This is a genomic window from Candidatus Planktophila versatilis (genome assembly GCF_002288105.1).
GTDB classification, from domain to species: Bacteria; Actinomycetota; Actinomycetes; order Nanopelagicales; family Nanopelagicaceae; genus Planktophila; species Planktophila versatilis.
This window is the reverse complement of sequence record NZ_CP016774.1, coordinates 177,275-199,007: the sequence shown is the minus strand read 5'-3', so window position 1 is coordinate 199,007 and position 21,733 is coordinate 177,275. Positions and strand designations below refer to the sequence as shown.

Annotated in this window: 22 protein-coding genes and 1 other RNA gene; 10 read left to right on the top strand and 13 right to left on the bottom strand. The window is 46.9% G+C overall.

Features of this window, described 5'->3' with window-relative positions:
- Positions 1-41: 41 nt before the first annotated feature.
- On the bottom strand, positions 42-980 hold the full coding sequence (gene argF / locus A1sIA79_RS00995) for an ornithine carbamoyltransferase (protein WP_095674394.1): 939 nt from the start codon (positions 978-980) through the stop codon (positions 42-44).
- 62 nt (positions 981-1,042) lie between these two features.
- On the opposite strand from argF, the gene A1sIA79_RS00990 reads away from it, so the two are divergent.
- Entirely contained in the window at positions 1,043-1,318 is a 276-nt protein-coding gene (locus tag A1sIA79_RS00990; RefSeq protein WP_095674393.1) for a DUF3039 domain-containing protein, read from the top strand.
- Between the two features lie 87 nt (positions 1,319-1,405).
- Entirely contained in the window at positions 1,406-1,816 is a 411-nt protein-coding gene (locus A1sIA79_RS00985) for a hypothetical protein (protein WP_150122970.1), read from the top strand.
- A gap of 55 nt (positions 1,817-1,871) precedes the next feature.
- On the opposite strand, the gene ssrA is transcribed toward A1sIA79_RS00985, so the two are convergent.
- From ssrA to A1sIA79_RS00955, 6 genes are all read right to left on the bottom strand, one after another.
- Positions 1,872-2,242: a transfer-messenger RNA gene (gene ssrA, locus A1sIA79_RS00980) on the bottom strand.
- Positions 2,243-2,473: 231 nt separating this feature from the next.
- Positions 2,474-2,953 (bottom strand): SsrA-binding protein SmpB, encoded by a 480-nt coding sequence (gene smpB / locus A1sIA79_RS00975; RefSeq protein WP_095674391.1) that lies wholly within the window; start codon positions 2,951-2,953, stop codon positions 2,474-2,476.
- 4 nt (positions 2,954-2,957) lie between these two features.
- Positions 2,958-3,860, bottom strand: a complete 903-nt coding sequence (gene ftsX / locus A1sIA79_RS00970) for a permease-like cell division protein FtsX (protein WP_095674390.1) — start codon at positions 3,858-3,860, stop codon at positions 2,958-2,960.
- Positions 3,861-3,870: 10 nt separating this feature from the next.
- The gene (gene ftsE / locus A1sIA79_RS00965) at positions 3,871-4,560 is read right to left on the bottom strand and encodes a cell division ATP-binding protein FtsE (RefSeq protein WP_095674389.1); all 690 of its coding nucleotides are present in this window, start codon (positions 4,558-4,560) and stop codon (positions 3,871-3,873) included.
- A 160-nt stretch (positions 4,561-4,720) separates the two neighbouring features.
- Complete coding sequence (prfB, locus tag A1sIA79_RS00960; RefSeq protein ID WP_095674388.1) at positions 4,721-5,824, bottom strand: peptide chain release factor 2; 1,104 nt, start codon at positions 5,822-5,824, stop codon at positions 4,721-4,723.
- A gap of 65 nt (positions 5,825-5,889) precedes the next feature.
- Complete coding sequence (locus tag A1sIA79_RS00955) at positions 5,890-7,833, bottom strand: zinc-ribbon domain-containing protein (protein WP_150122969.1); 1,944 nt, start codon at positions 7,831-7,833, stop codon at positions 5,890-5,892.
- A gap of 67 nt (positions 7,834-7,900) precedes the next feature.
- On the opposite strand from A1sIA79_RS00955, the gene A1sIA79_RS00950 reads away from it, so the two are divergent.
- Positions 7,901-8,293: a hypothetical protein gene (locus A1sIA79_RS00950; RefSeq protein ID WP_095674386.1), complete on the top strand. Its 393-nt coding sequence runs from the start codon at positions 7,901-7,903 to the stop codon at positions 8,291-8,293.
- A gap of 7 nt (positions 8,294-8,300) precedes the next feature.
- Here A1sIA79_RS00950 and A1sIA79_RS00945 read toward each other — a convergent pair whose 3' ends face one another.
- The gene (locus tag A1sIA79_RS00945) at positions 8,301-9,062 is read right to left on the bottom strand and encodes an SDR family NAD(P)-dependent oxidoreductase (protein WP_095674385.1); all 762 of its coding nucleotides are present in this window, start codon (positions 9,060-9,062) and stop codon (positions 8,301-8,303) included.
- 198 nt (positions 9,063-9,260) lie between these two features.
- Between A1sIA79_RS00945 and A1sIA79_RS00940 the strand changes: the two genes are divergently transcribed.
- Both A1sIA79_RS00940 and A1sIA79_RS00935 read left to right on the top strand, forming a co-directional pair.
- A complete protein-coding gene (locus A1sIA79_RS00940) occupies positions 9,261-12,977 on the top strand; it encodes a multifunctional oxoglutarate decarboxylase/oxoglutarate dehydrogenase thiamine pyrophosphate-binding subunit/dihydrolipoyllysine-residue succinyltransferase subunit (protein ID WP_095674384.1) in 3,717 nt (1,238 codons plus the stop codon).
- Positions 12,974-13,243 (top strand): mycoredoxin, encoded by a 270-nt coding sequence (locus tag A1sIA79_RS00935; RefSeq protein WP_095674383.1) that lies wholly within the window; start codon positions 12,974-12,976, stop codon positions 13,241-13,243. The genes A1sIA79_RS00940 and A1sIA79_RS00935 overlap by 4 nt, the downstream gene beginning before the upstream one ends.
- Here the strand turns inward: A1sIA79_RS00935 and A1sIA79_RS00930 are convergent.
- On the bottom strand, positions 13,215-13,592 hold the full coding sequence (locus A1sIA79_RS00930; RefSeq protein ID WP_190277068.1) for a S26 family signal peptidase: 378 nt from the start codon (positions 13,590-13,592) through the stop codon (positions 13,215-13,217). The genes A1sIA79_RS00935 and A1sIA79_RS00930 overlap by 29 nt on opposite strands.
- A gap of 51 nt (positions 13,593-13,643) precedes the next feature.
- Here A1sIA79_RS00930 and sodN point away from each other — a divergent pair, with 51 nt between their 5' ends.
- Positions 13,644-14,042, top strand: a complete 399-nt coding sequence (sodN, locus tag A1sIA79_RS00925) for a superoxide dismutase, Ni (protein ID WP_095674381.1) — start codon at positions 13,644-13,646, stop codon at positions 14,040-14,042.
- 15 nt (positions 14,043-14,057) lie between these two features.
- On the opposite strand, the gene A1sIA79_RS00920 is transcribed toward sodN, so the two are convergent.
- The 4 genes from A1sIA79_RS00920 to A1sIA79_RS00905 are packed head-to-tail and all read right to left on the bottom strand — an operon-like array spanning position 14,058 to position 16,235.
- On the bottom strand, positions 14,058-14,465 hold the full coding sequence (locus tag A1sIA79_RS00920) for a thioesterase family protein (protein ID WP_095674380.1): 408 nt from the start codon (positions 14,463-14,465) through the stop codon (positions 14,058-14,060).
- Between the two features lie 10 nt (positions 14,466-14,475).
- On the bottom strand, positions 14,476-14,874 hold the full coding sequence (locus A1sIA79_RS00915) for a hypothetical protein (protein WP_095674379.1): 399 nt from the start codon (positions 14,872-14,874) through the stop codon (positions 14,476-14,478).
- Entirely contained in the window at positions 14,871-15,497 is a 627-nt protein-coding gene (locus A1sIA79_RS00910) for a sigma-70 family RNA polymerase sigma factor (RefSeq protein WP_095674378.1), read from the bottom strand. The genes A1sIA79_RS00915 and A1sIA79_RS00910 overlap by 4 nt, the downstream gene beginning before the upstream one ends.
- Positions 15,498-15,512: 15 nt before the next feature.
- Entirely contained in the window at positions 15,513-16,235 is a 723-nt protein-coding gene (locus A1sIA79_RS00905) for an SOS response-associated peptidase (RefSeq protein ID WP_095674377.1), read from the bottom strand.
- A 71-nt stretch (positions 16,236-16,306) separates the two neighbouring features.
- Here A1sIA79_RS00905 and aroA point away from each other — a divergent pair, with 71 nt between their 5' ends.
- From aroA to A1sIA79_RS00885, 4 genes are read left to right on the top strand one after another with little or no spacing between them, the layout of a single operon-like run.
- On the top strand, positions 16,307-17,584 hold the full coding sequence (gene aroA, locus A1sIA79_RS00900; protein ID WP_095674376.1) for a 3-phosphoshikimate 1-carboxyvinyltransferase: 1,278 nt from the start codon (positions 16,307-16,309) through the stop codon (positions 17,582-17,584).
- A complete protein-coding gene (rsgA, locus tag A1sIA79_RS00895) occupies positions 17,581-18,591 on the top strand; it encodes a ribosome small subunit-dependent GTPase A (protein ID WP_095674375.1) in 1,011 nt (336 codons plus the stop codon). The genes aroA and rsgA overlap by 4 nt, the downstream gene beginning before the upstream one ends.
- A 9-nt stretch (positions 18,592-18,600) precedes the next feature.
- Positions 18,601-19,407 (top strand): inositol monophosphatase family protein, encoded by an 807-nt coding sequence (locus A1sIA79_RS00890; protein WP_095674374.1) that lies wholly within the window; start codon positions 18,601-18,603, stop codon positions 19,405-19,407.
- 12 nt (positions 19,408-19,419) lie between these two features.
- Positions 19,420-21,711 carry a heavy metal translocating P-type ATPase gene (locus tag A1sIA79_RS00885; protein WP_095674373.1) on the top strand — a complete coding sequence of 764 codons (2,292 nt, stop codon included), beginning with the start codon at positions 19,420-19,422 and terminating at the stop codon, positions 21,709-21,711.
- The last annotated feature ends 22 nt before the right edge of the window (positions 21,712-21,733 follow it).

Here is a 21,733-nt window from a genome sequence, read left to right as displayed (position 1 = left end):
ATCTCAGAGCAACAGCCACTCAAAAGAATACAAAATCTTGGTTAATTGCCCTTAATTTCACCGCGAGTTAAGTGATAGAGCAATGCCTGAATGGTTGTACGACGGTGAAATGCTTCACGCCAGATTACCGACTTTGGCCCATCAATAACAAAGCCCGAAACTTCTTCTCCTCGATGAGCTGGAAGACAATGCATAAAAATTGAATCTTTTTCTGTTAGCGACATTAATTCTTTTGTAATTGCAAATGGTTCGAGAGCCTTTGTTTTTTTAGCGCGTTCAGCTTCGGGATCACCCATCGACATCCACACATCTGTATAGAGAACAGATGCACCTCTCGCTGCAGATTCAGGATCGTTTGTTACCTCAATCGTCGCTCCGCTAGTTCTAGCAATCGCTCTTGCTTTGCTAACCACCGCCGCATCAGGTGCCCATTCGCCATCTGGCGTCGCTGTCACAACGTGTGCGCCCATGATTGCGCCCATAATCAACCATGCGTGACTCATATTATTTCCATCACCGAGATAAACAAATTTGCGGCCTGTTATGTCAGCGCCAAAATTTTCACGAATTGTTAACCAATCAGCGAGCAACTGTGTTGGGTGGTCGTCATCGCTCAAGCCGTTAATCACGGGAATGCTGGCGTGTGCGCCGAGTTCATCGATATCTGATTGCGCAAAGGTTCGAACTATCAGTGCATCGCAATATCCACTAATAATCTTGGCGGTATCCGCAATTGTTTCCCCGCGGCCAAGTTGTAGTTCATCACCGCGAATAAAGATTGGTGTTCCGCCCAAATGTGCCACGGCCGTTTCAGATGCCAGGCGAGTACGGGTGGATGGCTTAGTCATATAGATGGCAACGCTCTTGTTGTGGAGCGCGGTGTGGGAGCGAAGTGGGCTCTGCGCGAAATCTGCAGCGGTGTCGAGGAGTAATTCGACATCAGCACGCGATAAATGCTCGGTGCGCAGTAAGTCTTTCATCGGCAAAATTCTACCGGAAGGCGAGATGGCTATGTGGCTAGTTTTTGTTAGATACTACGCGCATGCCACTTTTTGGTCGCGGTACTCCTTCCCTTGAGAGCGATACAGACACCCTCACGCGCCCAGTTGAACAAGAAGATGATGGCGGCCATGATCGATTTGCACATTACATAAAGAAAGAAAAAATTGTTGAATCAGCAATGACCGGCAAATCTGTGAGAGCGCTATGCGGGAAGAAATGGGTTCCTTCTCGCGATCCGCAGAAATATCCTGTCTGTCCAATCTGCAAAGAAATTTTTGAAGGTCTAAAACCTGGCTCCGAAGATGGAGACAAGTAACTTGGTCTTAATGTGAAGACTTGGGATACTAAGAACATGAGAAAAGTTCCAAAGGGGTATATATGCCTCCTAATTGGGATATCGATTGTGATTGTTTCAGTAAGCACTGCCCAAGCTCAAAATAAGTCAGATCTAAAAGTTATGAAGGATTGTGAAGCCATCAATGAAACTTACGATAGTGCTTCTTTTTTTCTCTATTTGAAGGCGCCATTAAGTAAAAACAGAGATTTAGCCAGGGTAGAGATTGACAAAGAACAGTTGACGCCAGGGCAAGTATTAATTGACTGCGACAAAATTGATATGAAAACTTGGAAAGCCATGAAAAAAGATTATATCTCTGCAATTAAAAGCGCTAATACTGAATTAAAAAGTATTGTAACTAAGTACAAATTTCTACCCACAGTAACTTTGACTTGTGAAATGAAAGGAAAAATCACAAAAGTAGAATCCACAAGTCCGAAATGCCCAAAGGGATACAAGGAACTTTACAAACAATAATCAATTACTAATTGAAGTATTCTTCCTGGATACATTCGTGCCAAACTTGCCGAGCTGGTGGAGGTGCCGGGAATCGAACCCGGGTCCTTCAGAATTAAAACAGGGCTTCTACGGGCGTAGTGCGTTTATCGTTTTCTCAGTTCTGAATCTCTTACACACAAGTATTCAACGAACTCATTTGCGAAACTGTTCTCTCGAGATATTCGCAACGCTATCTCGATGAAGAGCTCTCTAGCGACGCCAGATTCCGGGACGAGAGCGCGCCCGGGCTGACGGATTCGGAACTAGCTTATGCAGCTAGGGCGAAATCACTGCGACTGTTGTCTGCAGTTATTTTTGCACAGGTTTCATGGTTTACGAGATCATCCCGGCTTCCTCGGCCCGCTTCCCCTGCCTCAACAACTAAAGTCGAGACCGTTCACCCCCAAGTTGAAATGGGGAATTACGTGGAAAACGTAATTCACACTATGTAGTTGTATTTCCTATTTTTTCGACAATTCACCCGTTGATTTCCGTGAGGAAAGATTTTGTGTGAATTAGTTATTTGGCGAGGTATGGAGCGGCATTCTTGTCTGCCAAACTCGATCGAGCCAAACGGTATGAGATAAGTATAGAGAAGGTTACGACTTCCTCAAAATGCCCGCTTGGGGGCATTGATTAACTGTCTTTCCCAGATTGGCGGCGGGAAAGTTCGCGATTTACCTCGCGCTTAGCTTGCTGTTCCATCAGAGTTGATCGCTTGTCATGAGCCTTCTTGCCCTTTGCAATAGCAACTTCAACCTTGGCTTTTCCATCCTTAAAGTAGAGCTGCAATGGCACCAGTGTGATTCCTGAGTCTTTGGTGCGGGCGGCAATCTTGCGAATTTCAATCTTATTAACGAGCAGCTTTCGCTTGCGACGCGGGGTGTGATTAGTCCACGTACCTTCTGTGTATTCAGGAATGTGAACACCATGTAGCCAGAGTTCGCCATTTTCAATCATGGCAAAACCATCAATGAGTGAGGCACGCCCAGCACGAAGTGATTTCACTTCAGTACCTGTAAGCACAATCCCGCACTCATAGACATCTTCTATTGCAAAGTCGTGACGAGCCTTTTTGTTCTGTGCAATCAGCTTTCGTCCGAGCTCTTTGACCATAAAATTACACCTTGAGGTATCGGCGCAGTGTTACTACAGATGCAATAGTTGAGACCACGAGGCCTGTGAGAAGTAGCCAACCAGAAGCTAGCGCCACTTCTCCCCAGCCAAAGAACTTAGTAAAGGTAAGTAACGGGGCGACTTTAGTTTCGACGACATACTTAAGTGCGGCGAGCAATCCACTGGCAAGCATCCATCCAATAAATGCCGCGAAAACACCTTCCAGTAAGAATGGAAGTTGAATTGACCACGAGGAAGCACCTACAAGTCGCATCACACCAGTTTCACGACGACGATTAAATGCCGCAATTCGAAGAGTGTTGCTAATCAGCAACGCTGCAGTGAGCACTGAAAGAAGGCCGACAATCAATGCACCATTGCGCAGTACGGCAAGGAGCTGGAAGAACTTCTCGAGAATGCTGCGCTGATCTTGCACTACATCAACACCAGGTCGACCGCTAAATGCACTGACGACGACATCGAATTGCGTTGGGTCTTTTAACTTAACGCGGAAGGATTCTGGTAATTGATCGGCAGTAACGTTCTGTGCAATTGCCGAACTCTTAAAACGCTCTTTAAAGCGAGCAAAGGCTTCAGTTTGTGATTCATAGAAGACGCTCTGCACAACTGGCAGAGCCTCTAAATCTGATTTGATTGATGTGCGCTGTTCGGGAGTAACAACCCCACCGCTACATGACGGTGACTCGGAGAGTGATCCGCAGAGAAATACAGATACTTCAATCTTGTCATACCAATAATCTTTCATCGCATTTACTTGTGAATTTGAGAGTAAGCCAATGCCGAGAAGAGAAAGTGAAATTGCAACGGTGACGATGACGGCAAATGTCATTGTGAGGTTACGTCGAAGTCCTATTCGAACTTCACTGAAGAGAAATCCTGCGCGCATTGTTTTCCTCTTATCCTGTGTATCCGTAGACGCCGCGAATTTGATCGCGAATAACATGGCCACCATCAAGTTCAATGACTCGCTTGCGCATCTGATCAACAATTCCAGAATCGTGGGTAGCCATCAATACGGTCGTACCCTCACGGTTGATGCGGTCGAGTAACTTCATAATTCCCACAGAGAGTGCCGGGTCTAGGTTTCCAGTTGGCTCATCCGCGATGATGATTGCAGGGCGTGTGACATAAGCACGAGCAATCGCAACGCGCTGTTGCTCTCCACCTGAGATTTCAGAAGGTAAGCGATCACCCTTATCTTCCAGGCCAACAAGTTCAAGCATCTCCGGAACTTCGCGATTAATCTCCTTCTGCGAATAGCCGAGCACGTGTAATGAGAATGCAATGTTCTCTGAAATCGTTTTATTGGGAAGCAGTCTAAAATCCTGAAAAACAGTGCCTAGTTGGCGACGAAGCTCAGGCACTTTATGGTTTGCAAGAGTTCCTAAATCTTTGCCCGCAACGTGTATGACGCCAGATGTTGGGCGCTCTTCGCGCAGAATCAAACGCAAGAATGTTGATTTACCAGAACCTGACATACCTACCAAGAAAACAAATTCACCTTTGGTAATTTCGAGCGTGACATTCTCGAGGGCAGGACGATCCTGACCCGAGTAAACCTTGGTGACATTCTCAAACTTAATCACTATCTGCTCCTTATATAGGCGCATGGTGATGCGCTCGTGAGACCTAGGCCTAGTTTAGGTAGGCAAGCTGGGAATTTAGGGTTGATTCGGGGTTTTTATGGGAATTCACAGAGGAAATAAGAATCACATTACGCGTGAATCAGCTGGTTATTGCCGAGAATTATTGTGACGCGCTACGGCGCCAGCGAATTCCCGCTTCGATGAAATCATCAATTTCTCCATTTAACACCGCTGAAGTATTTCCCGTTTCATGGTTATTACGGAGATCTTTCACCATTTGATACGGCGCTAATACATAGGAACGCATCTGGTTTCCCCATGAGCCCGAATTATCGCCCTTGAGCGCATTTATCTTCGCCTGCTCTTCCTGGCGACGACGTTCCAATAACTTTGATTGTAAAACAGCCATCGCCGTTGCTTTATTTTGGATCTGTGAGCGTTCGTTCTGACATGACACAACAATCCCGGTCGGAACGTGGGTCAAGCGCACAGCAGAGTCTGTTGTATTGACTCCCTGTCCGCCCGGACCAGATGAGCGATAGACATCTACGCGCACTTCTTTCTCATCAATTTCAATGTGATCACTCTGTTCGACAACAGGAACAATTTCCACGCCAGCAAATGATGTATGTCTACGTGATTGAGAGTCGAACGGAGAAATTCTCACTAGGCGATGAGTTCCCTGCTCTACTGAAAGCGTGCCATATGCATACGGGGCGCTGACTCTAAATGTTGTCGATTTAATCCCCGCTTCTTCAGCAAAGGAAGTTTCTAACACGTCAACTTTAAATTCGTGACGTTCGCAATAACGTAAATACATACGCATCAACATCTCAGCCCAGTCGGCAGCTTCTACGCCACCTGCTTCAGAACGAATAGTTATCAGCGCATCACGTGCGTCGTACTCGCCGTTAAGTAACGTCGTTACTTCTAATTCACTAATTGCTTTCTTTGCTGAATCCAATTCACCTTCGGCATCCGTAAGGGCTGATCCATCCGGTTCACCCGCTGCTAATTCAAAGAGAAGCGGAAGCTCATCAACCCGACGGCGCAACCCAGTAAGTCTTGAAATTGTTGATTGCACGCGAGATAGCTTGCTCGTAACTGCTTGAGCTTTATCAGGGTCATCCCATAAATTCGGAACGCCTGCAGCTGCTTCAAGTTCGACCACTTCGGCTTCAAGCTTCGGCAGGTCCAAGACTTTTTCAATAGAAGTCAGGGTCGCACTCGTCTCATTTATTTCGAGGATATAGTCGCGAGCCATGGGTTAAGGATAGTTGAATGAATATATATGAACTAATCACTTGCTTAGACGGACAATGCGGGGAATTAAGCCTCAAACTCTTCAGTTAACCGCATTAGCTCTTTGATGGACTTAACCTCAAAAGTGGACTTGCTCCAAGCCTCTGAGTAACCGTCAAACTTTCCAGCAATTTTGGCGTTAGATAAATCAGCGCCTCTTGCTTTAAGCATTCGAAGTATTGCTGACTCCCATTGTTGCGTAAGATGTCCGTCCATTGGGCCTCGGAGTTCTAAAACGTTCCAGCCCAACCTTTTGTGCTTTTTGAATCGGCTTTCTGGGGTGTTTGTGATTCCAATTTGATACATCACCCAGTTAGGGTGTTCAAGAAAATATAAAAAGGCATCTTTATTTGGGTCAAAACCTGACTCAGCACAAGATGGGCAGCCTCTGCCCATTGTTCGACCATTTGGTGAGTTCTTGAATCGATGCCCTTCGGAGCAGAGCCACCATTTTTTGGTTTCATTTCCATAAGAAACAATAGAGGGGTCCCAACCATCAGCCTGTTTTGCAATTTCTGGATGGGTTGTTGCTAAGTCATTAATACCAGATACAACTATTCTGTTTGCGCACACAGGGCATCCATTCCCTGCATACGCTCGGCTAGAAAGCACAGAGGAGTAGGAGTGCCCTTTGCTGCACTTCCACTTAAACTTTTGTTCACTACTCGCAATAACGGTTGTGGGATCCCAACCATCTGCTTCTAGTGCCAACTTAGGGTGAGTGGTAGCTAAGTCATTAAAATTTTTAAGAGCTTTTCGATTTCCACAAAATGGGCATCCGATTTGGGCGCGATTCCTATTGAAGATAGACATTCTATATGAGTGCCCTTTTGAACACTTCCAATCTTTAACAACCTTACTTCCACCGATCAACTCAGTAGGATCCCAACCATCCGCCTCTTTTGCAGCTTCCGGATTAGTTGTTACAAAATCATTAAAGCCTGCAAAAACTTTTTGGTGCGCACAATAAGGGCAGTTGCTTCTATTTTCGCCTGTACGAGCCATCGGAGGCGATTCAAAAATATGCCCTTCTGAGCAAGTCCATTGCCTTTTTTTGCTACTACCCCGCGTGACAGTACGAGGGTCCCAATTAAATGCACTTACGGCGACCTCTGGATCTGTTGTCGCTAGATCATTAAAGCCTGGAAGAACATTTTTGTTTGCACAAACAGGACATTGGTAACCGCGCAAAGCTCGTAAACTGACCCCAGTTGAATATGTATGGTTTTGTGGGCAACGCCAATTTCTTTTTTGAGAGGTACCTGCAATTACTGTTGATGGATCCCAACCATCAGCCTCTTTCGCAATCTGTGGATGTGTTGTTTTCAGATCATTAAATCCAATTAATACCTTTTGATTTGCACAAAAGGGACAATCTGTTCCTTTATGTTGTTTTTTTTCATTACCCATTCGATCTGAAATGGTCGCACTATAGCGATGTCCTAGCTTGCATTTCCAAGTAAATTTCTTATTGCTACCTGTGATGACAGTTGCTGGGTCCCAACCGTCTGCTTCTATGGCCAAATCAGGACGCGTAGTTCCAATATCGTTGAATCCAACAAATAGTTTTTGATTTACACAAACTGGGCAGCCAGATTTGTGTTTACCAGACCGACTTCCGACAGTCGTTTCGAAAATGTGCAGGTATTTACATCTCCACTTCAGCTTCTTATGACTTCCTGCAATTACTGTTGATGGATCCCAGTCAACTGCTTCTTTCGCCAAGTCTGGATGGGTTGTGGCTAAGTCATTGAATCCTTTTAATACTTTTCTGTTTGCACATATTGGGCAGCCAGTTCCGCGATGTGTTCTGAGAGACATAGAGGTTGTGTATCTATGGGAAAGTGGACAAACCCAAGCAAACTTGCCTCGTGCGCCGTGACTGGTTTTTCTCGGATCCCAACCATCAGCTTCTTTGGCCAACTCAGGATGAGTTACAGATAGCGGAAGCTTTTCCTTTTTACCGGGCACGGCAATAAGGATATTGGGCACGACTGACGTCGTGAAGAAGCTCAATTGAAATGCTACAGTCGGCGATATGACTGGGAAATCAAGAAAAGATGAAAATCCCAACCTCTCCCCTAAGCGTTCAACAGTGGCAGCACTCCTCTATATCGAGGCAAGTCTCGTACTCGCCCTAGGTGTGTGGCTAGTTGTGCTTGGTTTTACTCACGAGAAGAAAGAGCTACCGCCACTGATTGGAGTGGTTGTCTTTGCAGTTCTTGGGGCTATTGGACTCTTCGCATCAGCTCGCGGATATGTAAACGGAAAGAGTTTCGGAAGATCTCCCACTATCTTGGCCAACTTAATTGCAGTGGGAGTGGCCTACTATCAAATACAAGGACAGTTCTATATCGGTGCGGTAGTTATTCTGGCACTTGCACTTCCAACGCTTTACTTCGCTTTTATGATTGCCAAAGAAGAAGGTTAAGAGCTAATTACCAAGGAACTATCTGGTTGTCTTCCCAAAGCACTCCGGTAATTTTTTGAGCATCTGTTGAACCGGCTGAATCAAATGCTCTTGTCGCTAACCAAACTGCAGTAGCAGCACCTTCTTCTGCAGAACGTGGCGCATCCGCACCACCCATATCCGTTCGTGAATGATTAGGACAGATTGCATCAACAAGAAATCCGCGAGCGCCAAGTCCGGTCTCATGTGCAAGGTTTCGCACCAATGCGTTCACACCAGCTTTACTGATTCGATACGGCGCAAGCCCTCCGGCATTTCCAGGACCAGACATGCGACCTAAACAAGCAGAGAAGATAATGACGCGGCCGTTTCGGGCATCTGCCATGGCCGGAGCTATTCCATTGACAAGTTGAAAGACAGAGTCAAGATTAATTGCCATCACTCTGCGCCACTCAGCATCATTTGTCTTAAGAGTCTTCGACATTTTCTCACTCATCACTCCGTGAGCAAGAATAAGAAGTTGCGGAGTAGGCAGAGATTGATTGATTGAATCAATGACTTTGCGTACAAGATGAGGTTGTTCGAGATCGCAGGTAAATGTGGAGATGTTGATCTGGCTGCCATCTGAAGCTGCGCGGATTGATTGCGCCGCCGATGTTAATCGCTCTGAATCTTTGGCAATTAGCGCCAGATCAAAACCTCGAAGCGCCAGAGCTTTGGCGCTCTCAAAACCCAAGCCACGGCTGCCACCAGTGATGATGGCTAGGGGGCGCGTATCTGCTGCGTGCATGGGGCAACTGTCTCAAAAAATGGATACTGCCGCCTCTCGGGAGCGTGAGGAAACTGTGCTCAATCTCGCGCTGGTTGTGTGGGAAATGCCATTTATTTGCGGTGCGTGGAGCCGATAGTCTTAGCCACGTTCAGTTACAGGATTTATATCTAGTTTGTAAGTAATAGATATGTACGCAAGGACGCAAGGGAGCGCTCAGTGTCGCAATCAGGACAAGACTTTGGAGCAAATGATTGGCTCGTTGAAGAAATGTTTGAGCGATACCAAGCCGATCCATCGTCTGTACCAAGTGAGTGGATTGCACACTTCCAAAATAATCCGCAGATAGCTGACAAACCAAAGGCCGGAACACCACCAACACCAAAGCCAGTTACTCCCCCAAATATTTCTGTTCAAGGTTCAGCACAACCAACTCCGGCTGCACCAGTAGCGCCGGTTGCAGCTCCAGTTGTCGCACAGCCAACTCCCGTGGCTTCGGCTCCTGCAACGCAACCAATCGTTCGCACTCTTTCGACGACTCCCGCAACACCAGCAGATCCGATTGCTAAACCAATTCCAACTTTAGTAACACCAAGTGCTTCGACGCTCGAACCAATTCGCGGAGTATCTGCTCGCGTTGTCCAGAGCATGGAAGCATCGCTAACCGTTCCAACAGCAACTTCTGTTCGTGCAATTCCGGCAAAGCTCATGATTGATAATCGAATTGTCATTAACAATCACTTAAAGCGTGGCCGTGGTGGAAAAGTTTCATTTACTCACATCATTGCCTACGCGATGATTAAAGCGCTGCGCGCGATGCCAGAGATGAATGCTTTCTACGGTGAACTCGAAGGAAAGCCAGCACTTGGTAAACCAGAACATATCAATTTGGGAATCGCGATTGATTTAGCAAAGCCCGATGGAACACGTCAATTGCTAGTTCCATCAATTAAAGGTTGCGAGGAACTTGAATTCGGGCAGTTCTGGTCGGCCTATGAAGCGATTGTGAAGAAGGCTCGCGCCGGAACTCTCACCGTTGAAGATTACGCCGGAACAACTGTTTCGCTGACTAACCCAGGAACCATTGGAACTGTTCACTCTGTTCCACGTTTAGTGCAGGGACAAGGACTGATTCTCGGTGTGGGAGCGATGGATTACCCAGCAGAGTTCCAAGGAGCAAGTGCGGAAACTCTTGCTCGTCTTGCAATAAGCAAGGTGATAACACTGACAAGTACTTACGATCACCGCGTTATTCAAGGTGCACAATCTGGTGATTTCTTGCGCCGTATCAACGAATATCTTCTTGGCGCAGATGATTTCTATGACGAAATCTTTACCGCACTTCGTATTCCCTATGAGCCAATTCGATGGGCATCAGATTTTGCCGTAACCAAAGATGAAGAGATTGATAAGACAGCGCGCGTTCAGCAGCTGATTCACGCTTATCGCACCTGGGGACATCTCATGGCCGATATTGATCCGCTTGTTTATATCCAGCGAAATCATCCGGACCTCGATGTGCGCACACATGGACTCACACTCTGGGATCTTGATCGTGAATTTGCAACAGGTGGATTTGGCGGAAAGAAGTTCCTGCCGCTACGTAAGATTCTTGGAATTCTCCGCGATGCATACTGTCGCTCAATCGGACTTGAGTACATGCACATTTCAAACCCGGCAGAGCGTCAGTGGTTCCAGCAACATGTCGAAGGTGTTTCTGAAGTTCCAGATCGCGTAGAGCAACTTCGAATATTACGTAAACTCAATAGCGCTGAAGCATTTGAATCTTTCTTACAGACAAAGTTCGTCGGGCAAAAGCGCTTCTCACTTGAAGGTGGAGAATCTGTAATTCCACTGACAGATGCGATTGTTTCTGCAGCGGCAGAACGCGGGCTAGATGAAGTATGTATCGGCATGCCACACCGTGGACGCCTGAATATGCTGGCAAATATTGCGGGTAAGTCTGTCGGTCAAATTTTCCAGGAATTCCAAGGGCACTATGCCGAGAACCAAGTACATGGTTCAGGAGATGTGAAGTACCACTTAGGTACGGAAGGAATCTTCACAACAGAATCTGGTGCAAAGACCAAGATTTATTTAGCTGCAAACCCATCACACCTGGAAGCGGTTAACCCAGTACTCGAGGGAATTGTTCGCGCTAAGCAAGATCGCTTAAATACAAAGGGTGCTTACACAGTCTTGCCAATACTGCTCCATGGTGATGCATCATTTGCTGGTCAAGGTATCAACGCTGAAACACTTCAGCTATCGCAACTTCCGGGCTATCGCACGGGTGGAACTATTCATATCGTTGTTAACAACCAAGTTGGATTTACTACCTCGCCTCATGCTTCACGTACATCTCGTTATTCAACAGATGTTGCTAAGTTAATCGAAGCACCGGTTCTTCACGTTAATGGTGATGATCCCGAGGCTTGTGTGCGTGTTGCACGTATGGCATTTGAATATCGCCAAGCATTTAATAAAGATATTGTCATTGACATGGTCTGTTACCGCAGACGTGGTCACAACGAAGGTGATGAGCCAAGCTTTACACAGCCGTTGATGTACAAGCTCATAGATGCCAAGCGCACCACACGTACTTTATATACCGAAGCTCTCGTTGGTCGTGGAGATATCACTCCAGAAGAGGCAGATGAAATTGCTCGCGATTACCAGGTCCAACTCGAAGAGGTCTTTGCATCCGTTGCTAACTATGAAGAACATAGCGATCCAAACTTCGTAGTCCCTATTGTTCCCAATGCAGAAGATGTACCAACCTTTATCTCTGAGCAGCTAGTTCGCGAAATTGCAGCAACCCAAACTGCGGTACCAGAAGGATTCCATATCCATCCAAAACTGCTGCCACAGCTTCAAAAGCGGGCAGAGTCCATCAACGATGGAACTATCGACTGGTCTACGGGTGAAATGCTCGCCTTCGGTTCACTTCTTAAAGAAGGTCACCCAGTTCGGTTAGCGGGACAAGATTCACGTCGCGGAACATTCTCAAATCGTCACGCTGTCATTATTGATAAAGAAAATGGCAGTGAGTGGACCCCACTACGTTCACTAATTTCAGATGCTAATCAGTTCTTTGTTGTTGATTCATTGCTCAGTGAATATGCAGCAATGGGATTTGAATACGGATACTCCGTTGTTCGCGAAGATGCTCTTGTCCTGTGGGAAGGCCAGTTCGGAGACTTCGCAAATGGTGCGCAGACAATCATCGATGAGTTCATCTCATCAGCACTTCAAAAGTGGGGTGAGCGTTCATCTGTAGTGCTCTTACTTCCACACGGATATGAAGGCCAAGGCCCGGATCACTCATCTGCTCGTATCGAGCGATTCCTGGCACTTTGTGCCGAGAAGAATATGACTGTGGCCCAACCATCAACTCCTGCCTCTTACTTCCACCTTCTGCGTTTTCACGCAGCGAATCCAAAGCGTCGGCCAATGGTTGTCTTCACACCAAAGTCGATGTTACGTCTGAAGGCAGCTGCCTCATCTATCAGTGACTTCACATCGGGAACTTTCTTGCCAGTCATCGGCGATCCAACCGTTAATAATGCTTCTCGTATAATTTTCTGTTCCGGAAAGATTTATCACGACCTCGTTGCAGAGCGCAATCGCTTAAATGACAGCAGCACTGCAATAGTTCGAGTTGAGCGTTTATATCCATTCCCCGTTGCCCAGATGGAAGTTGAAGCGAAGAAGCATCCAAATGCTAACTTGCTCTGGGTGCAAGATGAGCCTGCAAATCAAGGTGCCTGGCCACATGTTGCCTTAAGCACGACTGAATCAATTGGCGGAACTGGTGTTGATTCACGAGTATTGCGTCGCATCTCTCGTCGCGCAGCGGCATCTCCTGCAACCGGAAGTCATCACCTGCACGAAGATGAAGCAAAGGCTTTACTAGATGAGGCATTTACACGATGACTTACTCAGTTGATTTAACCGGTCAAGAGTTTGTGATGTTTAGTACTGATTGGTGTGGATATTGCAAGAGACTGAAGAGCCAACTTGGTGAAGTAGGAATTACTTTTCGAGAAATTAATGTCGAGCAAGAGCCAGACTCAGCCGATTTTGTGGAGCAAGTTAACAGTGGCAATCGAGTTGTTCCTACCTTGCTCTTCTCTGATGGAAGTTCGTTAACAAATCCATCAGTGATTGCGGTTAAGGAGAAGTTGGCTTCACTTTCTTAACCCTGAATTCAACTCGTGCCTTTACGTAATGTATTGGTAGCCAGCCCCACGTGCGTGAATCTGTTCCTTCTGGGTTATCACTAAGAACATAGATCATCGGAAGTTCGCACTCCGGCTCTCGCACATCTGCAATACGTTTCACATAATAAATTCCGGGTTGTTCTTCTCTTTCAATGACTACGACATCTGCCACAGCGATTGTGCTCAGCAGGCGAAGGCGATGCAGTAGCTTTCTAAGATGATTGTGGGCCAGTGAATAATCTGCCCATCGCGCCATCAGCCAGTCACCGTCGTTATAAGTCGGGACCATCGAGTTTCCCTCAACCCGAACGCTCGCATACTTAGCCATAGTGGTCATCTTAGGATGCACCGACTTAAGCAATGGAGTACCCTGCCGCTTATGAGAAACTTTCTTACACCTAAAGTCACTGTTCACGCACACTGCGATCTTCCATGTGGCGTTTACGATCCAGCACAAGCAAAGATTGAGGCTCTCTCAGTAAAAGCTTGCATGGAGAAGTACGCAGCAAATACAGATGCAGATTTCCGTTCACGTTCTGTTGCAATTAAAGAAGAGCGTTCACACCAAGTTAAAGAGCACCTCTGGGTTCTCTGGACTGATTACTTCAAGGCTCCACATTTCGAGGCCTACCCACAGTTGCACTCACTCTTTAATGATGCAACAAAGCTTGCAGGTGCTGCAGGAACTAAGGGAACTCAGGATGTAAAGGTTGCAGATCAACTCATTGCAAAAATTGATGAGATTGCTGAAATCTTCTGGGCAACTAAGAAGGCCTAAACGCTGACTTAAATTTCACTCATTAATGAGTGATTGAGCGGCAGTTCGAGCGAGGAAAGATAATCGCTCAACTGTCGCTCTTTTTATTTGCGCTTGCGCTAAATGTCGCTCGCCATCATAAACATCGCAGGTAAAGGTGAGTTGGCGGCCATCAATTTCAATGAGACGTGAATTAGCACGGATCTCAGCACCAGCAGTTGCAGAGCCAACAATTTCAAGAGCTGAATGTGTCAGAAATGTTGTTTCACCGGAGTCAAGATATTCCGAGAGTGATGCCACACACGCATTCTCCATCAGAGTTAAGTAATGAGATGGCGCAACAACTGGAAGATCAGAGACACCCATAGTTACGCAGGTATCTCCGGGGCGAACTGTCATCACAGAGAAGCCAACCGCTCCCAGGACTTCATCCGCCGATTTCATGCTTCGAAGGCTAGTCCTCGTCGTCGATGAAGTGTTGGATGTGCGTCTGTTCGATTTGAATCTCGCGGTGTTCGATATTTCCGAACTCATCGACCTCAATAGAAATTTCAGTCATGCTGAACTGGGTGACCACTTCGGTCGCACCTGCGTAGTTACCCATCTGCTCGCGAATTTGGCGATGAATATTCTGGCGAAGTTCCTCCGGGGCTTGCTCATTACACGAACGCTTTAAAACATCGGCAAGCATCTGGTGCATGAGACGCTCATGTTCAATTTCAGCCGTGCAGGGAGCGCAGTGAGTTAAGTGGGAGTTAATTTGCGCCGCTTGCGGCACGGTCTCTAATTCATCTTCGATGATGAAAATCACGGAAGAGAGAACTTCACTACATTGAATCTCGATGAAACTCATTTGCTGCCCCCCTTCTTACTAGAAGGCTTATCTGAAGACTCTGTTGAATAGCCAAGTTCCTTTGCATAGTCGGTGAGTTTCTCACGTAGCTGTTTGCGACCTCTGTGCAAACGTGACATGACTGTGCCTGCAGGTGCTCCCACAATCTCTGCTATCTCTTTATAGGAAAAACCTTCAACGTCGGCTAAATAGACAACCATGCGAAACTCTTCCGGAATCTCTTGTAGTGCACGTTTGATATCGCTATCAGGTAAGGATTCAAGAGCAACAGTTTCAGCAGATTTCCCTTGATCACTTGTATGACTTTGGGCTTTAGCCACTTGCCAGTCTTCAAGTTCATTATCAGCAATCAGTGGTTGGCGTTGTCCTTTGCGATAGGAGTTGATAAATGTAGTTGTCAGTACTCGGTAGAGCCAGGCACGTAGATTGGTACCTTCTTCAAATTGATGAAAAGAGGTGAAAGCCTTGAGGTATGTGTCTTGCACTAAATCGCGCGCATCTTCTGGATTTTTTGTATAACGAAGTGCTGCTGCATAGAGCTGATTTGTGAACACCAAAGCATCGCGCTCAAACCGAGTAGTGCGATCGGCGGCGCTTTCTAGAACTAAATCCTTCGATGTCATTGATGCAAGGTTATATTAGAAAAGGGTTTCGGGCTCGCCAAGCTCGATGGGAACAATCAATTCCGCTCCGTTGTTAGCAACCAGGTTTACGCGAGGCGAAATAGGTTGTGCAATCAGCCCCGCATCCGGCTCGTCTACCTCCATCAACTTAAGCAGCCGGTTGATATCTCGTGCCTCTGTATCAAGCCAACCTTGCCAGCGCTTACGCGGCATAAATACCGGCATCCGGCTATGAATCGTTGCCAACTCTCCCACTGCTTCCCGGGTAATAATCGCTGCGCTCTGAATCACCACACCTTTCTCGCTCTGCCAAGAACTCCAAATTCCTGCGATAGAAAGTTGTTCACCGCTTGTGTGTGAAATATAGAAAGGCTGTTTCGGCGAATATTTGCCAAGTGAAGTTGCCCATTCGTAGTAGCCACTTGCAGGAATAAGACACCGTGAAGTTCTAAATGCATGTCTAAATGTTGGCTTCTCGTGGATCGATTCACTCCGTGCATTAATTGCATGTGATTGAGAAGCACGTGCATCAGCTAAATTCTTCTGCCACGGGGCGATGATTCCCCAAGATGCAGAATCGAGGATTCGTGAATCGGATTCACTTCGCACAATATAAATCTCATTGGTCGGCGCAATATTCCAATTCAACGGCAATGATTGATCGAGTGTGGAGCCTGCTAAATCAAAGCTCTCGACTAACTCTTCTGCGCCCAGTGATTGCGCATATCTTCCACACATACTGATAATTCTAACTTTGTTACAGGTTTTCTCCGTCTCCTCGCGCCCTACGCACGCGTTAGACTCTGCATATGCACGAACTCTGGCCCGCACCTTTTCGCGGACGAAAGCCGATTTCATCTCAGGTAACCATCCCTGGATCAAAATCGGTGACTAATCGCGCGCTGATTCTTGCTGCCCAGGCAACCTCGCCCTCAATTATTCGCAAGCCACTGATCTCACGTGATTCAGAGTTAATGTCTGCCGGTCTTGTTTCACTCGGTGTCGGTATTCATGATCAAGGTGACAATCAGAGCTGGCGAATTACACCAGCACCTCTTAAGGGCCCGGCACTAATTGATGTGGGAAACGCCGGAACAGTGATGCGGTTCTTACCTCCGCTTGCCGCACTTGCACAAGGTGAAATCAGTTTTGATGGAGATTCACGTTCGTATGAAAGACCTATTGGACCAGTCATTAAGGCTTTAGAAGAACTTGGAATTGAGATAGACCATCAAGGTCGATACTCCCTACCGATGGTGATTAAGGGAACTGGTGTCATCCCTGGCGGAAAATTAACAATCGATGCAAGTAAGTCGAGCCAATTTTTGTCAGCGCTCTTACTTGTAGGACCAAGTATGAAAAAAGGAATTACTGTTACTCACAATGGAAGTTCACTTCCCTCAATGCCACATATTGATATGACGGTTCAGATGCTCCGCGATTTTGGTGCCGAAGTTGAAGTTGATAAAGCAAGCCAAAGCTGGAGTGTGAAGGCTGGATATCTCACAGGGCAAGATTTAGTCATTGAGCCAGATCTTTCTAACGCAGCACCATTCTTATCTATTGCGATGGTCTGCGGTGGCAGTATCACGATTGCAGATTGGCCAAAGGAAACTACACAACCTGGAGATCATTTGCGCGAGATATTTACAAAGATGGGTGCACGGGTTGAATTAGACGCTAGTGGGTTAACTCTGACTGGCGGTGATTCAATTCATGGAATCGATATAGATCTCCATGATGTTGGTGAACTCACTCCATCTATCGCAGCCCTGGCCGCCCTTGCAGATTCACCTTCTCATCTGCGCGGTATCGGTCACCTTCGTCTGCACGAAACTGATCGTTTGGCAGCACTGACGCGAGAAATCAACGCACTCGGTGGAAGCGTTGTAGAAGAAGAGACTGCACTACACATCACCCCAGCCCCACTTCATGGTGGAACATTTCACACATATGACGATCATCGATTAGCAACGGCTGGCGCTGTCATTGGCCTTGTTACACCCGATGTCATGATTGAAAATGTCGCCACAACACGTAAGACGCTGCCCGATTTCCCAGGGCTCTGGAAGAGTTTGGTTCTATGAGTCCTCGCGAATACGACGAATCCGACGCTCGCATTCGGCCATCTCGCACTACTCGCAGGCGTACAAAAGATCGACCTTCTCATTCAGATTCAATCACAGCATTTGTCACCACAGTTGATCGTGGTCGCACCACCTGCGTAACTGATGAAGGTGTAATCATCACAGCCATGAAAGCTCGCGAGCTTGGACCTAAATCAGTTGTAGTGGGCGATCTCGTTGAAATCGTTGGAGATGTCACTGGTAGTGAAGGCTCACTTGCACGAATAGTTGTTGTTAATGAACGTACAAATTCTCTTAGCAGAACGGTAGATGATGTCGCACGTGTTGAGCGCACGATTGTTGCAAATATCGATCAGCTACTGATTGTGGTTGCATCAGCAAATCCTGAACCACGTCGCGGGCTCATTGATAGATTCCTTGTCAGCGCTTTCCACGAATCTATTAAGCCCATTATTATTGTGACGAAAGTTGATGTCTCGCCAGTTCCTGAATTCATTCAAGAGTACAAGGCGCTGGGCGTTGACATTATTACAACATCTTCAAAGACCGAGTCTCGCACACAAGATATTGCAGCTATTTTGGATATTCTCGATGACAAGATTTCGGTTCTTGTTGGACATTCTGGCGTTGGAAAATCCACACTTATCAATGACTTGGTTCCCAATTCAGATCGAATGACTGGCGATGTTAATGATGTCACTGGGCGCGGCCGCCACACCTCATCAAGTGCGATTGCACTACCTCTTGAAAATGGTGGCTGGATTATTGATACTCCTGGTATTCGCGCCTTTGGACTATCTCATCTAAATAAAGATCGCATTATTGAATCCTTCCCAGATATTTATCAAGTGACGCAAACCTGCATGCCTAACTGCTCACACCATGAAATTTCCTGTTCGCTTAATCCTTGGATTGAATCCGACCCTTCGTTACAGGTCGAGCGTTTAAGGAGAGTCAGCAGTCTTCGCTCGTTGCTTGAAGTCAAGCTCGCCGAGGACGAGGGTTAGACTGGGCATATGAGCACTCATTACGGTGAAGATTTAGCACTTGCACACCGTTTAGCAGATGCTGCAGATGCCATCACACTGGCTCGATATCAAGCACTTGATTTAACAATTACAACTAAACCGGATAACACTCCGGTCACCGATGCCGATAAATCTGCAGAATCTGCAATTCGCGCGATGCTTGATAGAGATCGGCCGGATGATGGAATTGTCGGTGAAGAGTTTGGAACCCAAGGGTTAGAAAGAGATCGTTACTGGGTTATTGATCCCATCGATGGCACAAAGAATTTCATGCGTGGTGTGCCCACATGGGCAACACTCATCGCATTGATGGAAAAACAGGAAGATGGAAGTGAAGTCGTCGTAGCAGGAGTAGTCAGTGCACCTGCACTCTTTCGCCGTTGGTATGCAACTGTCGGCGGTGGAGCCTTCGTCATTGTTAATGGCCAAACGCCAAAAAAAATCTCGGTTTCAAAAGTTGCAAAGATTGAAGATGCCTCAATTTCCTACTCAGACTTAATCGGGTGGGGAAATCGGTTAGAGAATTTCCAACACTTACTACAAAGTGCTTGGCGCACCAGAGCCCATGGTGATTTCTGGTCGCATATGTTGGTGGCAGAAGGTGCAGTAGATATTGCTGCTGAGCCATCACTAGCGCTATGGGATATGGCAGCACTCGACATTATTGTTCGTGAAGCTGGTGGGCAATTTAGCAATCTCGATGGAAAAAATGGTTCTCACGGTGGTAATGGGCTTTCCACAAATTCAGCCCTACACGACTATGCAGTTCAATCTCTTCGCCTGAAGAACGCATAAGGTAGTAGCAAGATGAGCCAGAAAATGTCAGATTCAGATAGCTCGCTCCAGAAGAACGCTCTGGTAGCGCAAACTTTCGCTATCAGTGGGATGACGTGTTCTTCATGTGTCAACACCATTGAGAGCAAACTCAATGAGCTGCCTGGAGTATCTGCCTCCGTTAATTTCGCTTCAGAGACAGTGCACGTTCTTGGACCATCTGATTTATCACCGGATGAAATCATCAGACAAGTGAAATCTGCTGGTTATTCGGCAACTCTGCTCACAGATAACTCTGACCCTGCTCTACATCGCAAAGGCGCCGCCCGAGCTCTCTTCTTCGCAACACTATTGGCTATTCCTGCGGTAGCAATTTCGATGGTGATGAGCTGGCACCAACCGATCAATGATTGGCTTATTTCACTTTTTGAAGATTACGGGATTGCGCAACCTCCACACGCCGATCATCTCTTCGTATCTTGGCTAGTTCTTGCTATTACTACCCCGCTCATTGTCTTTGTTGCCTGGCCTATTCATAGAGCAGCTATTCGCAACATCATTCATCCCACGATGGATACTTTGATTTCACTTGGATCAATGAGTGCATATGCGTGGTCAATCTATGCAACGTATACGAATGAGGGCGATGTCTATACCGAAGTTGCTGCCGGCGTTCTCTTCTTTGTCATTCTCGGGCGTTATCTTGAATCACGCGCTAAGCGCAACGCCAGCAGCGCCCTCTCTTCCCTCTTGGCACTCAGTGCGAAAGAAGTTTCTGTTGTACGCGCTGGAGTTGAAGTTCTCATTCCGATATCTCATCTGGTCATAGGCGATGAATTTGTGGTCAAGCCAGGTGGGCGTATCGCAACAGATGGAATAATCATTTCAGGACAAAGTTCGGTTGATAATTCACTCATTACTGGCGAATCTGCCCCAGTTGAAGTTTCACCAGGATCTCGCGTCATTGGTTCTGCGATGAATAACAACGGACGAATTATCGTTCGCGCTACCCGCATTGGTAGCGATACCGAATTAGCACGCATCACTGCAATGGTTGTCACTGCGCAAGGAAGTAAAGCGCCAATTCAAAAACTCGCAGATAAGATTGCATCAATCTTCGTTCCGGTCGTTACCGCCCTTTCACTAGCAACATTTGGATATTGGTATTTCATCGCAGACAAATCCCTCTCGTTCTCAATATCCACGGCAATCACGGTCCTGGTGATTGCTTGCCCATGCGCACTCGGATTAGCCACTCCTGTTGCCCTCTTAGTGGCATCGGGCCGCGGAGCGCTGCGAGGCATCGTTATTCGCAACCCACAAGCACTTGAGATATCTCAAAGCATTGATGTGGCAGTGCTAGATAAGACTGGAACTCTCACCGATGGTTCCATGCATATTCGCGAGGTAGTTATTCCAGTATCAGCACAGAAAGTTCTGGGAAGTGAGTTTGCCGGCTTATTAACTGAAGGCAAAATTCTCTCAACTGCCTTAACCCTGGAAAGCCAGAGCGATCATCCCACTGCGCAAGCAATCACCGCTTACGCACTTGCACATCATGCAACACAGTTACCCGTTACCGAATTTACCCAAACACCTGGAGCCGGTGTTGCTGCTCGCGTTAATGTTGGTCCGAAGTCACCAGTTGTACTGATTGGTTCGCCAGCTTCAATTGCACATAGCTGTGTTGAATTTGATAGCCAGATTTCTGAGGCAATATCGCGTGCTGAGAGTAATTCGCAGGCAGTCTCAGTACTTGCATGGGATGGCGTTGCACTTGCTGTCTTTGCATCAGGAGATCAGATTAAGCGCGATTCGGCCACAACTATTGCAGCACTTGAATCGCGTGGAATTACAACGTGGTTACTCACAGGAGATAACGCTGAAAGTGCAGCATCGGTTGCCCAGCAAGTGGGAATTAGTACTGATCGAGTGCTCGCCCAGGTGCTGCCGGAAGATAAGTTGGCAAAGGTTTCATCACTACAAAGCGCTGGTCACCGAGTGTTGATGATTGGTGATGGCGTTAACGATGCCGCAGCTTTGGCTGCTGCTGATCTCAGTATTGCCATGGGTACCGGAACCGACGTTGCAATTTCCACCGCTGACATTACGGTGATGCGACCAGCACTGATGGGTGTCATTGATGCCCTTGATTTATCAAAGCGCACACTTTCAACCATCAAAGGAAACCTCACCTGGGCATTTGCCTATAACGTGATTGGGATTCCAATTGCCGCAGTTGGTTTTGCTTCACCTATGTATGCAGCAGCTGCCATGGCTATCAGCAGCCTATTTGTCGTTACGCACTCACTGAGAATTAGATAACAAGCACAAAACTCAGTCACTT